Below are 14,269 nucleotides of genomic sequence, written 5' to 3'. Positions count from 1 at the left end.
TTACTTTTAGTTGAATTCACCTAAATAGGTACGCATGAATTTTAGCGCATACGTAATATGGTATTTTACCGTTTCGATGGAAACATTCAGTTCCTCGGCTATTTCTTTATTGGTGTAATGTTTCACACGACTTAGAATAAAGACTTCTTTTGATTTTTTAGGAAGCAACATGGCCGCTTCATCAACAGCTTTTTGCAATTCATCATAATAAATAGCATCTTCTGTTGCGTTTTGACTTGTGTAAGCCACCACGTTTTTATCTAAAACTTCCTGAATATACTGACTCGTAACTTCGTGAGATTTTATATAATCTAAAGTCAAGTAACGAACTGAAGTATAGATATAAGCCGCAAAACTTTTCTGGATTACAATGGTCTTGCGTCGTTCCCAAATAGAGGTAAAAACTTCCTGCACAATTTCTTCTGAGATTGCGATTGATTTCATTCTCAAATAAACAAATCGAACAAGTACATCGCGGTATCTAAAATAAAGTTCATCAAAAGCTTTATCCTTGCCCGATTTTAATAATTCGACAAGTTCCTCGTCTGTAAGCTTCTTATACATGATACATTATTTTGGTATGAATAATCAAAAGAAAAGCGCCGGCAGAAACACTTTTTCTGATTTGGTTCTGATAATGTTCGTGTTCTTTAAAAAATGACATATACAAAGTATTGAGTTCTTCTTATATGTCTCCAAAATTAAAACTTGGGGTAGGTCGATTAGGTTACGTTTACATTAATAAAACCATCGCAAAGCGAAACATATTATTAACATTTGAAGTCAAAAGTTAGCTGTAAGTATACTTGCCCTTTTGGAATTTCAGATTCCTCCAATTTTGCCGCAAAAAGCTAAATCAGTTTTTTAAAAAAAGAGGTGAAGGATTTATTTTTTTGATGATTCAATTCAAAAATAATTTTAAAAAAAAGACTGCCTATTCAGGGCAGTCTTAAATATGAATTTCATTTTTCTCTATCTGAAATTATTATTGTTTTTATATTTATAAGTGTAATCAGAAGATTTTTTGCCCCCTGGTAAATTATACTTCATAGCTATTTCGTAGTTACCATATCGCATAAATAGATAATTACTGTTTAAAAATTGTTTTGCTATAGCATCATTGTTTACATCGCCATTGACATAGTCATTTATAATCTGATTATTTAAATCAACCCAATCCTGTTTATACAATAAAGGCATATTGTATTTAAAAGGAAAATTACTTGTTGTCCAAGATTGATTTACATCGTTCTCAAGACTTGACATATAATAAGCACTAAGCGGAATTGCTTTTGCTGGAATTACACCCAATTCTGCTGTATCTCTGTTCGTTATTGCATAAACACCATTTAAAGGATAATCTCTGTAAAGCGAAGGAAAGATGTCAGTTGTATAATACTCATCATTAAGCTTCGATTGTGCTGCAATAAGCGGTACATTATCACTGTAAGTCGCACCTTGCAATTCTGTCAAATCAAAAGCTTCCTGACTCGTTATCGTATTGGTAAGATAGATTACATCTGAATATAATACTCCAAAATTGTAGCTTTTTGTGGTTATTGCATTCATCTTAGAAGCAAATGTTTTGTATTTGCTGGTCGTAAATGAATAAGAAAGTCTATCAATATCTCCTTCTGATTTAGATAAAGCATCCGCCTGATTTTCTCTTACTTCAATAGTATTTCCGCCGTCACTAATTGTATTTGTTTTTTCTGCTGAAACAACATTGGTTTGCTGTCCATCTTTAAGACTGCTGACAATTGAAAAATTATATTTCTTCGCCTGATTAATATTTGGCAAATCATAATTTACTTCATTTGAAGTGTTATTATAAATAAAAACTGCCGCGATTTCATTTGAAGATCCATCTTCATTAAATTTCACTTTTGTTTCCCATTTTCCATCTTCAAACAAATAATCCTGACCACGTTTGAGCTGAATATATCCTTTAGAAAATTCTTCCTCCAGGAAATATTTTTGTTCTACTACAGGATAAGAATATTTTATGTTGGTAAGAGGAATATGATTGGGGGCACCTCCAGTGGTAAAAACTCTTTCTTCAAGTTCTTTTGCTACTTTTCCATCAACCTTTATGGGCTGAAAAATACCATTTACCATTTTTTGAAAACTTACCTCAACTTCTGCTTTAAGCGTTTTATTTGGAGGCAAAATATCCGTTGACACAAAATTAGCTTTATCTTTCATAGAATTCCATTCCAACACTCCAGGAATCTCTACAGTGCCGTCTAAAACTTTAAATTTCTCCAATATCACTTTGTACGTAACATCTCCTTTGTCTTCTGGAATTACAAAAGCTTCATTTACCTTCATTGAAAACGCCGCTTGCGGTACAGCAAAAACATCTACATCTGTAGACTCTTTTTTAGGAGTGACATCCGTAATAAGTTTTAATCCTCCTAATGGCGAGGCATTTTCAAATTGACATACTTCTCCAATTTCCAATTTAAATCGGAACTTACCTTTAATTAAGCCTCCTAAAATATTCATATTTCCAGCCATATATCCTCGCATCCAAACAGGATTCGGCAATTTTGCCTGCAGCAACACAGCAGCTCCGCCAGAAATAAGCGGTACTTTAAATTTTAAGAACGAAAGTTCGACTGCAATTCCAAGTTCTCCTTGAAGATACGCATAAGATTGTCCGTTCGCATACCAGCCGTTCAAACCGACTGTTTTTCCTGTATTCGAGCATCTGGCTTCCTGATAATCTTTCAACATAATATCGAATCCCATTCCGGCTTGAAAACGAGCATAGAAAAGCAAGAAACTTAAATCTCCAGTATCAAAATTCAAACTTGCTCCAAAAGCCATTCCTCCTCCATTTGCCAATGCATTTTCGTCACGCATATAATCTAATTCTTTAGCATCAACTCCTAAAATATTAGCTACTTCTGGCGGTGGCGGCGGACTTCCAGGAAGTAAAGTTCCTGCCATAAAATAACTTGTCGTTTTCAGGAAAACACCTGCTACGCCAATTTTAATACCACAACGATCCTCTGGAGTTCCAATATACATATACCAATCTTTGGGATCTTTATGAAAAACGGCCCAGCCTGCTCTTCCTCCTTCTCCAATACCCGACAAAAAGTTGCCCGGAGTATTTATAAAAACATCAAGTGAGCCATGCAAAGAGTTATTTTGGAAATCAAATTCGATAGCCGAAGCTACTTTGATACCCACTTCTGCAGACAGATCGCCCGGCACCCCTTTTTTTGCTTTGGCAATATATTCACTTTCAAATGAGCCTTTTGGTTCAGGACTATCCGCTTCCATAAAGACTGCTTTTGAGACCGCATTCGAAACTACCTTATTCATTAAGCCACTGATACTTTTTGGCCCCGGAATCTTAGCAACAACATTTGCTTTTCCAAAAATGGCTAATTTATTAATACCTCCTTTAGAGTTAAAGGCAATTTCAAGACCAGCTTCACCATCGCAGATTGTTTCTGATCCGATATGAAAATAAATTAAAGCTTTAACTCCCAAATTTATTTTTTCATCTGGTGTATAACTCAATCCCGAAGGCGAAAAATCGGCAACTGCAACATCTGCATTTCTGTGCATTTTATAGTAAGCTCCTCCTCCAAAACCATTAATCATAAACGGAGCCGGTGTTGGCGGCCATTTTACAGAAGCATCAAAATACCAATATCTAAAAGTATTTTTTCCAAAAATAGCTTTGGCCTGCACATTTACAACTCCTGCAACATCAACTTCTAATTCTGCATTAAAGCCATTACCGTAGACGGGATCTTTTTCCATCATAATAAGGCTTCCCTTTATCGCCAGTCCGCTGAATTTACAGTCAACACTGATCGCCGATAAATCTAAACCATTGTATTTACTTTTTTGCCTATAGCCCTCTTCATACATTTTGCCCAAAATACCTATTCGGGCTGTGGCTCCTGCTCCAGAGGTTCCATCCATCAAATTGATTCCCAAATCAAAATCGATTCTGGAGTAATTCTCATTAATTGAAACGTTTATATTGCCAATAGAAACAGGGAAATTAGCAAAGCCAACTGTTCCTTTATACCCCATATTACGTACTGCAATAACTGGCGAAACGGTCTGTAATTGTAAATTTTCAAAGGAAATTCCTTTAAAATCAACCATACGTTTGCCTTTCACTTCCGTTTCATCAGTCGCATCTTTATTGGTACCAAAAGAAATGTTTCCGTTTAAATTAGCCTTGGGCAAAAATTTTCCATTTACCAATTTTAATTCGACGGAACTGTTTGGCAGTAATAAGGCCCGAGCTTTCCAGAGATCAAAAGAAATAGAATCTTTGGTGACAACCGTTAATCGCTGTTCTTCCATGGATATAAATCCACTGTAAGCTAAACCGGCTCTTTTGGTCTGAGGTGGTGCTTTTGGCGTTTTTTCAGTATTTCCATCCAGCTCATCAAAAGTAGTTGCTGCTTCTGTGACGGCAGCGGGAGTATTGTCACTTTCTTTTTCCTTAGGCAGTCCTTTAGTTATTGGAAGTAATATTTGGCCGTTTAAATTTGCTTTTACAAAAAGATTAGCTGCTATTGTTACATCAATATGATCTAGAGAATAGGCCCATGATTTTTCTTCACTCGTTATACCTCGATCCAGCGGAAAAACATTATTTGCGAAAAAAGTTCCCGAAACGCCAAATTTGTCAATGATCAGATTTTGAGCCCCTACAGTGATTCTCTCTTTTTTAGAGGCACTGTCTGTGGTTTGAAATTCTTTTGGCAGTCCCACCTTAAAGGATTGAATAAACACTCCTTTCCAAGATTGCTGGCTTGGCATTAAAAGATTATTCTTTACATAATAATCAGGAAAAACAACTTTCGGATCATTTTTTAAATCACTTAAATCTAATACTGCATTACTTACTAAAAACTGAAAATTGCCCTCATAATCTTTTCCGTTTCTTTTATCCGCCTGTACAAAAGGCTGCAAGGTTACGTTGACCAAAATATCATTCCAGCCTGTTGCGGTAAAATTAAAATCCCCTCGTACTCTATTGGGAATCTGAGCTACTTTTCCGTTATAATATTTTTTTTCTACGGTTGTTTTTGTTTCATCAACCGTTTTTGTTTTTGGATCAATAGGAAGTATAAGATCTCTAGAAAACTCCACTGCACCAGTGATTTTCATCTCTTTAAAACCATCGCAGTCGATCGTCACATACGTTAAATCGTCTACATTTCCGGTAGCCATATCAAAACCGCCCATTAGCGAAACCTGCCATTTGTTCTCACTAAAAGGAATATCGACATTGCCTAATAATACTAATTTGGCTTCGCCCATTATACCTCCCTGATGCGATAATTTCACATTATCTGCACCAAAAAACAATTGCATTGGCTGTCCATTTTTGTTCTTTTGCGGAATATCAACTCTGCAAAAAACGGTCAAAGTAGTATATTCTGGCGAAAAAACAGCTTTTGTAATTCCTATAGAATATTGAATATTGCTGACCGTATTTCGAATTCCGATTGGTAATTCTACCAAATCCTGATTCGAGAACTTATCCACCCAGCGTTCTGAAGCTTCAATCTTTTCGATAGAGCTTGCAGCAGCGGCTACTTCTTTGGAAGCGGTCACATCCTGGCCATACGAAAAAACAACCGAAAGGATTATAAACAGTACCGATAACTGTATTTTGTAAAACTTTTTCATAAGCAAATAATCATGTTTTTTTGTAAAACAAAGCATTGTAACTTTTTATATTGAGCAATAAAAATTGAGATCGATCTGTGAATTCTTAATCTAATCGCAAAGACCTCATTTTTATCCTTAATTAATCTTTAAATGTTTAAATTCAACTTCATCATCTTTTACATTTTTAAGTGCTAAATCGTGATAAAACGGAATTAGTTTGATTTTTAATTCCTCTATTACTTCAGCATCTGTTTTTTTATCTTTCATCATTTTGAAGAAAGGCATCAACTCTTCTTTATTAAAGACGGAAAGATTTTCGTTTAAATGGATTTCAGCAGGAGAAGTATTCGCAAGAGTTGTGATTTCTTTAAGCATCCATCTATGAACCAGTAATGGTTGGAGCTTTTTATCTTTTCGTTCTACTAATTTTAAATACGAATTATAACTCGTTTTGTTGGTTATATCTTTTGCATCTACTCCGTGCAACGGATGTTTATTGACTCTGCCCAGTGCCAAAACATACGCATTTTCAAAGCCTTCATCTTTACGAATCATTTCTGCTTCTAAACTTTTTACGGTTTCAAGCATGTACTGATTGTATTTGTCTAAAATGTCATTGTTTGAATCGTAAGCTTTTAAATAATTTAAAGCCTTTTCTTTGAAACTTTCATCATCAGGTGTCAAAGTCGCCAGAGTTAACAAATGTTCCAGTTCATCTGCATCTTCTTTTGGAATTGGACGAAGCGCAAGCTGAAGATCCTGCAATTGTTTCATGATTTGATTTCTTGTTCCTTCATAAGTTTTATCCTTATGACTTATTTTTAGAATAGGATCTGAAACAATTTTATCTTCTTTTTTAGCCTCTTTTTTGGCTGGCAATTTTATTTTATCTATTGTGTAAGAGTAATTTAATGTTGCATTTAAATCGTTGTATTTCTTGCTTGCAGTGCTGCTTCTAAACATTGAAATAATACTCATATTAAAATTATGCTTTTGGAGCAAGACATAACTGTTATTAAATTTAACTCCAAATACAGAACTCGAATTCATATCACCTTGGGAGTTATTATACAATACTCCTAAATTAGTATTTAGCTTATCTTTTAACAGCTTTTTAGAAGCCCCAACGGAGGCTCCCATTGAGGAATTACTGTTTCTCCCTACCTCATTGCTGGTATAATTCAAAGAGCTGTTCAAGGCCACTTTTATCCCAATAAAATTTACCGAATGTGCCAAATTATAATTTTGAACTGTACTTGCCTGACCTTTTCGTATAATGCCTCCCTGCTCATTGGCCTGGCCCGCGATACTATAGTTAAAATTTAAATTTTGATTTCTCTTTTTCCCAAAAGCATAGGACATATTGATATTGGCATTTTGTGATAATTGCCTGTAATCTAAAGTATCAGCTGCTACTACATTAGGATTATTTATAAGTTCAAACTGATCTAGTTTTTTATTGGTATAAGTTGAAAAATTAGAATAACTGCCCGTAAAATTTATTTGATCTGTAATGCGATAATTCAGATTAATCGAACCCACAACGCGCTTGGTATCTTGTTTTTTTGCTTTAGCTAAATCATCTCTCTGATATCCCAAACTTGCAGCAACCGTAATTTTATCCTGATAAAAAGGACGTGAAAAACGCAACGCAATATTTTCTAAATCATTATTAAAATATAAAGCCCCCAACGTATTATAATTAGGATCAATTCGCTCATATGTCAGTCCTATTATGCTCTTTTGAATATTGTAATCAAAATTTACATTTAAGGCATTTAAGAAAGTTGTACTTTCTTTGGCTGCAAATAATTTATCTCTAAAACTGCCGCCTGAAATGTTTTTTGCCCGAGTATCATTAGTTAAAGCAGATAAAGCATACTCTACATTCAAATTTAAATTTTTAATTACAGACGTACTGAAAAGCAAACTGTTTACAAAATTTTCTTTTGGCGTAACTCCTTTATCTATACCAGAGAAATTTAGCGAATTCACATCATCTTTGGCATAAAAACTAATCCATCCGATTTTATATTTTTCTTTTTCAAAACCTAATTTTGTTCCATATCCAAAACGCTGATAAACAGGGACACCACCTAAGCCGTCTTCTGCTTGGACAGCTTTAAAAATCTGCCCTCCCATTAAACTAATCTTAAAAGGACTTCTAGGCGTAAGCTCCAACCCGACTCCCTTAAATGGCAAACCACTTAAGGTATAGGGTGAAAAACTCATACTCACATTGCCTATATAGGCCTTTACCCATTTGTATTTGGGCATGATACTTAATCTATTAAAATCAAAAGGAGCTGTATATCCTAAATTTTTTCCCTGATTCGTAATGCTGTAAAACAATGGAACGCTAAAATTGAAGGCACTTATATTCAAGTTTCCTGAGAACAGATAAGTAAAAGGCTCTCGTGAGTTTGGCATCGTAGAATTATAGTACATCATATTTGCATTAATGTTACCTGTAACTTTAAAATTTGGTTTATAAAAATTCTCTAAGTCTACATCCTGAGCATATGCTTCCCTGCACATAAAACAGACAAAAACAATACACAACCAAAACAAGACTTTTTTATTCTTTATCTTCATGCTTTGATTATTGTTTTTGCACTTTGATGTCGCATAAAATATAAGAACTCGCTCCGTTTTTAACCATGTCTTTTATTTTAATTGCGCCTTTTCTTCCGTCCTGAGTTTTAAATAAAATGATTCTTGGATAAGTAAAACCAAATTCCTGTGCCCCAGCTGCGCTGTAACTTATATCTAGAGATTTTATTGGGCTGTCGTTTGTCATGGCATCAAATTGTGCTTCGGTGAAATTTAGACCACAGTTGCACAAGCTCTGAGAATTTATAAAAATGGTGCTCTGTGCATTCTTCAATGCTAAAAAACCATAATTGTTTGCCTGATCTGGAGATATAAATTTATTAGATGTTAGATTGCTGTTTAAACCTTGAAAAATAATATCGATTAAACTGCTGTTTTCATTTGTAATTTCATTGGCTTTATAAACCTGTCTTGTAACTGTCGAAAACATTGCGCCAATATTGTTATTGTTATGTGCCGCATTTATCCCTAATTTAATATTGGCCAAAGTGCGTAGATTAGTATCCGGCGCTACTGTAATAATGGTTTTAGAAACTTGACTGGTTTTATCATTAGAAGCTTCCAAAGTAACTTCATGAGTTCCTGCGCTTGTAAAAACAACCGTCGGATTTTCTTCTGTCGAAACCGCTGGATTACCTCCTTGAAAAGTCCATTTATAAGCTGTCGCGCTAGTCGATTTATTAGTAAAATTAATAGTTACAGGAGCCTCATAATCATCATTTTCAAACTTTGGCTCGTATGAAAACAAACTTGTTAAAAGAGGAGCAACTGTTACGGTCTGAACTTTCTTTTCTGATTCAAAACCATTCGAAACTGTCAGCGTAATAGTATGTTCTCCCGGGCTGGTAAAAATTACATTTGGCGGTGTTTTTCCAGTAAATGATACCGGTATTCCATCTTGAAATTCCCACTTGAATGCAAGTCCTTCTCCAAGTGTCGTATTTTTTAAAATTACCTCAACAGGAGAAAAATTGCTTTTAACAATTTCATGTGTAAATTCAATAGCAATTCCTTCTTTTATAATGACTGTTTTCGTAAATTCTTTACTTTCTCCATCTACATTTGAGGCTTTTAATGTAATGGTGTAAGTTCCCTGTTTATTATAGACGACTTCACCTGGATTTTTTAAAGCTGAAGTGCTTGGACTCCCGCCTTCAAATGTCCATTCATACATATCAGCGCCTGTAATTTTACTGTCTATCTTGACAGTAACCGGCACCGATTCATCTCCGTTTACATAAGAAGTCGTAAAATCACCTTCTACAACTATAGAAGTTTCTTGATAACAGGAAGTAAGAATAATAAATAAGAGAAAGAGTAAAGTTTTTTTCATTCTGTTTGTATTAAAACACTACAGCTCTTTAAGAACTGCAGTGTTTTTTCTTTAAAGCATTTTATTTACTTGCTGCTTCGAATTTGGCTTGAAAATTTGAAATTTTAATTAATGCTGAATATCTGTCCAACAGATACATATCATTATTTTTAATTTTCAATACTCTTGCATATTGTAAATCCAGCGTTTCATGTTTCTTACTGTCTCCAATTTTCGTTTCTCCTTCTTTCACAGCAGACAAAGTATTATTTTGAAGATCTAATTTGAAAAGCCCTTTATTATAAACAAGGACATAAAGATCGTTTTTCGAATCAAATGCCATATCCGAATACACATTTGTTGTACTTGAAATTAAAGTGGTTACATTCCACTCATTATTGATATACTCGACTTTACGAATTGTTGAATTCAGATAATTTGCTGTCGCTGGATCATATTTATTGTCAATTACATACAAAACATTATTAAGAGAAATTATTCTCGAAACACCTATGAAACCGGCACTTAAACCTTTACCATCTTTTATTTCTTCTTTTCCTGAACCTGCAACAAAAACATCTGTACCCAATTCTGGCACAATACGTTTTATACTTTTTGAATTGTAATCAAAAACAAAATAGGTCTTATCATTATTATTGCAAATTGCCGGCATTTTGCTTTTACTTGCAGTTGGAGAACTGGCAAGTTTCATGGTATAATAAGAATTGAGCTCTAAAAAATTATTCTCAAAACGATATATTTTATCCGTATCAGCAACATTAAAAGGAGATGTCAGCAACACTTCATCTGAACTTGTTATCGTCAGTATGCTGTTAAAAAAATTTGAAAAACTCAGCGATTTAAGTTTTGTGACTTTTCCGGTTAAATCCACTTTTTGCAAGTGAATGTTATAATCCACATTCTCTTCTTGTCCAATAATATAAACCGAATTATCACTGCTTACCACAAAGTCATTATTTGGTTTATCTATTTTGTAATCCATTTTTATTTCACCTTTAATTTCTTCAGGCTCATTGGAAGGTTTATCTCCTGAATCTGAACTGCAGCTATTTAAAACTGACAAAAACACTACTGCTAATAAAATTTTCTTTTTCATTCTTTTTCATTTTTACACCTTATTGGTGTCATTAATTAATTATTGATTTGGGGTCTCTTTTGAACACATGAAGCTTTTTTAAACCTTAATTTAGCTTAAAAGACAAGATCTGATTAACACAATTAGTAAGGTTAAAAATATTTTTTTCATGTGTAATTTTTTATTTTTTGATTTATTATATATTTTTTATTTTGCTCCTTTTGCAGAAATCCTTGTTCTTATTAAATATTATCTTCTAGAAACTCATTTGAATAATCAATTTTAATATCCTTATTAATCATCAGTTTTCTTAAATATTCTAACATGATTTTATTTTCCTGATTTCAATAAATTAATTGCTTCACGTTTTTGCTCTTCACTAATTAGTTCACTTATTTTATTTTTAAAAATAAAGTCTACAAAACGTTCAGGTAATTCAATAGATGCTTTATCAACATAATAATTAAGATAATTAGGCCAAATCCAATAACCATCTGTTAAATATGATATTCCTCCAATAATATTAGAATCGTCTTTTATTAAAGAATAGACAATCTGCATTGTTACAGCAACCGGAATTCCATTACTTAAATAATTAAAAATCTCTTTTTTATTATCATACTCTACTTCTATCTTAAAATCTCCATACTTTTTTTTACTTAGTTCTGGACTATACTCGCTAATGATGCCTACTAATTCCATATTTTTTATTTTAAGTACTTAATTAAAAATGTGCTTAATGATGGTTTTATAAGTTTCTTAAAGTGTTTTACAAAATATCAATCAGTTCTTACTGTAATTTCTCAAGCCAGTCTCTAAATTCCTTACCATTATTTACTATTAATAATTTGCATTTTAATTTACTCTCTATATTATTTTCTAATACATACATATAGATATTCAACAGAAATATAATTTTATTATCAAAACCTGTGGTACATAGCTTATACGATTTTCCTTGAAAATTAAAATTGACAAAAATCTCTTCTTCAGTAAACCTTCCAACGTAACTTGGTAGGTCTAAAGCTATATCTGATCTTTCATTCAATAATTCTATTATTTTCTTTCTAGTATCTTCTAAATTAAATTCTATATTAAAAAATTGATGGGTACTAATATCATTTGTATGAATTAATTCCATTAAGAGCATAAATCTATCTGAATTAGTTTTTGCTACTTCAATAATTACGTTTTGATCTGATAAAATATAGGCTTTTCTCATTTTGATGGATTAAAATAAATAATTACTTCATCTGCTTCATTTTTTATTATCAGCTGCTGTGCGAAGTCTCCCGACTTCGCTCCCATTTCAATATTTATTAACTTTATCATAATAAACTACCTATGTTTTTTATATCAATGATCGTATATTTTGTGTTCACAGGCGAGACGCTCATTTCAGTGGTTGTCACACGAAAAGATTCGTTCGGAGCGGGGTAAAAATTAAAATTTCAACTTTAATGAGATTATTCCATAAATCATTATTTTTATAAACTACTGTCTTTCTTAATATAAAAAAGGGGATCAACATCAAATACAAATCCATCTATCGCTTTTCTTTCTTCCCATATTTCTTCTAACTCACTTTCTTCAACCTCATAAACAGGATCATAGCCATGATGTTCTTGATTTTTAAAATGAATTTGGGCTTCTGACAAAGGTCTGATCCTACAAAATCCCGTATGTGGCAAAATCTCAACAAAAAACTTAAACCCTTTGTATTTACAAAACGTTCTAACTTCAAAAGCACTTTCCATATCACTAAAAGTGACATTTTTGTACACTTTGTCTTTTAATTCTATATCATCGTACTTTCTAAAACCTTTACTTAATAATTTCTCATTATATTCAGTTTGTAAAACATAGAAATTATCGGTTTCCCAAAACCTACAATCAATCCCCATATACCTCGCATATAAATCATTTCTTATCATTGCCGTTGCCTTTATATTTATGCTTTGTTTTTTCGTCATCTAGAGAAAACTCATATAGTGTTTTTAATGTTTTTAAATAACCTCTGAATTATGTTATCTACTTTATTTACATCAAACATTCCTCCCCATACGTTATAAATTTCAGGAAGCATTTCAATAAAATTTGGTTCTAATTTTAATGTCTCTTTAAGCCAATTTTCAGAATAAATAGCATATGGATTTTGTCTGCTTTCTTCTTGCATACGCATACTTCTAAATAAACCACCAGCCCAGTATTTTACTTGTTCTTCCTTAGATAATAAATTATATTCCTTACTAGATTTTTCTATTTCTCTTTTCTCTTCATTTTTTAAATTTGTGTAAAACTCATAGATTGTTAAAATTTTTTCTTTAAAAAATCCATCCCTTGTAGATGAAAATATTAATTTGTCATCTTTAAATATCTCGCCAGTAATAGATTCATAACCAGATTCCTCGTTCAAATCTCTTTGTTCTATCGTTTTAAAGCAATCATGGTATTCTATTTTTTGACCATAATCAATATAATTGCTTCTTTCACTAATTTGAATAATTTTATTATTGACTGTATCTATAGTTGTAACATATATTTTACTGTCATTTTTTGTATCAAGAGAAATCTCTTCTACTATTTTTAAACTAGTATTAAAATCTATATAATTTTCTATAATCCTTCTACCATCATCAGGAATAATATCCAAATTTTCGCTATTAATTAAAATTGCCATATTATAATTGTTCAAATTAATAGTATATGTATTGTCTATGTTTTTATTCGTCTTATTGGCAAAAAAACTGTTTTTCCCAGATTATTATAAATATGATTTAACTTTTACAAAACTTTCAAAATCCAAATTTCAATGAACGTATTTCAATTTTATATGGATTATATCTCTTTCTCTTCACGAGCGAGACAGTCTCGTCAACAAAGGGATTATATTTAATTGGTCGATATTTTATTCTAAAATTACTTTAAAATCCAACTCCGTAAATTCAAAACCTTCAAATTTCATATTTTCAATTGCCTCTTTAAGATTTTCTGAAACTATTATATTTGAACTAATTGGATTCAAAGGAATAAAATCAAAAAATTGATTTAAAACCACTTCTTTTAAATGTAAATCTTCTTCATATTTATCATAAATCTCTTCATTTTTTTGAGAATACTCTTCGTATGAATTAAATACATATTCTTTGTCTTTTATAGAAAATAATGTTTTAGAGAAATTGATGTACTTCATCTTATTTAGTTTTCTATAACTAGCAATAAATTGGAATATCCAGTACTTATATTTATCTCCTTTATATAAAAGTTTAGTTTCATAAAAATGAAATTCTGGAGCAATTTTAAAATTCTCCAACGTTTTTTTTAAATCATTAGAAACATACCAATTACCATTATGAGGAAAATCGCCTCTTCCGTAAAAAACATCAAATAAAGCCCATTCCCAATATTTTTGCTCATCAAAACTTTCTAATACAAAATAATCAAATACTGGTGCGCTGTTTAATATTTCTCCTTTTCTAATTTTACCAAAAAGCTCATCTTTATCAGGAACATTTTGTCCGTTTGCACTACTTGCAACTCTTTCTCCATAGTGAGTTTTTATATAAATATTATAGTACTTCATAATT

The 14,269-nt window shown here is 32.2% G+C and carries 10 protein-coding genes; all 10 read right to left on the bottom strand.

Translation table 11 applies throughout. The features are described 5' to 3' along the window. Positions 1 to 6: 6 nt before the first annotated feature. The 10 genes from GKZ88_RS09535 to GKZ88_RS09490 all read right to left on the bottom strand — a co-directional run bounded on the left by GKZ88_RS09535 (position 7) and on the right by GKZ88_RS09490 (position 14,265). Positions 7 to 564 carry an RNA polymerase sigma-70 factor gene (locus GKZ88_RS09535; RefSeq protein WP_155102147.1) on the bottom strand — a complete coding sequence of 186 codons (558 nt, stop codon included), beginning with the start codon at positions 562 to 564 and terminating at the stop codon, positions 7 to 9. 408 nt (positions 565 to 972) lie between these two features. Further along, entirely contained in the window at positions 973 to 5,679 is a 4,707-nt protein-coding gene (locus tag GKZ88_RS09530; protein WP_155102146.1) for a hypothetical protein, read from the bottom strand. 117 nt (positions 5,680 to 5,796) lie between these two features. After that, positions 5,797 to 8,256: a hypothetical protein gene (locus GKZ88_RS09525; RefSeq protein ID WP_196216466.1), complete on the bottom strand. Its 2,460-nt coding sequence runs from the start codon at positions 8,254 to 8,256 to the stop codon at positions 5,797 to 5,799. 7 nt (positions 8,257 to 8,263) lie between these two features. Further along, positions 8,264 to 9,607, bottom strand: coding sequence for a PKD domain-containing protein (locus tag GKZ88_RS09520; RefSeq protein ID WP_155102145.1), 1,344 nt, complete (start codon positions 9,605 to 9,607; stop codon positions 8,264 to 8,266). A 61-nt stretch (positions 9,608 to 9,668) separates the two neighbouring features. Beyond that, complete coding sequence (locus tag GKZ88_RS09515; RefSeq protein ID WP_155102144.1) at positions 9,669 to 10,703, bottom strand: hypothetical protein; 1,035 nt, start codon at positions 10,701 to 10,703, stop codon at positions 9,669 to 9,671. A 309-nt stretch (positions 10,704 to 11,012) separates the two neighbouring features. Then, positions 11,013 to 11,384 carry a hypothetical protein gene (locus GKZ88_RS09510; RefSeq protein WP_155102143.1) on the bottom strand — a complete coding sequence of 124 codons (372 nt, stop codon included), beginning with the start codon at positions 11,382 to 11,384 and terminating at the stop codon, positions 11,013 to 11,015. Between the two features lie 88 nt (positions 11,385 to 11,472). Next, positions 11,473 to 11,904: a hypothetical protein gene (locus tag GKZ88_RS09505; protein WP_155102142.1), complete on the bottom strand. Its 432-nt coding sequence runs from the start codon at positions 11,902 to 11,904 to the stop codon at positions 11,473 to 11,475. Between the two features lie 265 nt (positions 11,905 to 12,169). After that, positions 12,170 to 12,655, bottom strand: a complete 486-nt coding sequence (locus GKZ88_RS09500; protein ID WP_155102141.1) for a guanylate kinase — start codon at positions 12,653 to 12,655, stop codon at positions 12,170 to 12,172. A gap of 11 nt (positions 12,656 to 12,666) precedes the next feature. After that, positions 12,667 to 13,362, bottom strand: a complete 696-nt coding sequence (locus GKZ88_RS09495) for a hypothetical protein (protein ID WP_155102140.1) — start codon at positions 13,360 to 13,362, stop codon at positions 12,667 to 12,669. Positions 13,363 to 13,590: 228 nt separating this feature from the next. Further along, entirely contained in the window at positions 13,591 to 14,265 is a 675-nt protein-coding gene (locus GKZ88_RS09490; protein ID WP_155102139.1) for a DUF1629 domain-containing protein, read from the bottom strand. Positions 14,266 to 14,269 lie beyond the last annotated feature (4 nt).

Source organism: Flavobacterium sp. LC2016-01 (assembly GCF_009711135.1).
Lineage (GTDB): Bacteria > Bacteroidota > Bacteroidia > Flavobacteriales > Flavobacteriaceae > Flavobacterium.
Note: the sequence above shows the minus strand (reverse complement) of the source record. Positions and strands in the feature narration are given on the sequence as shown.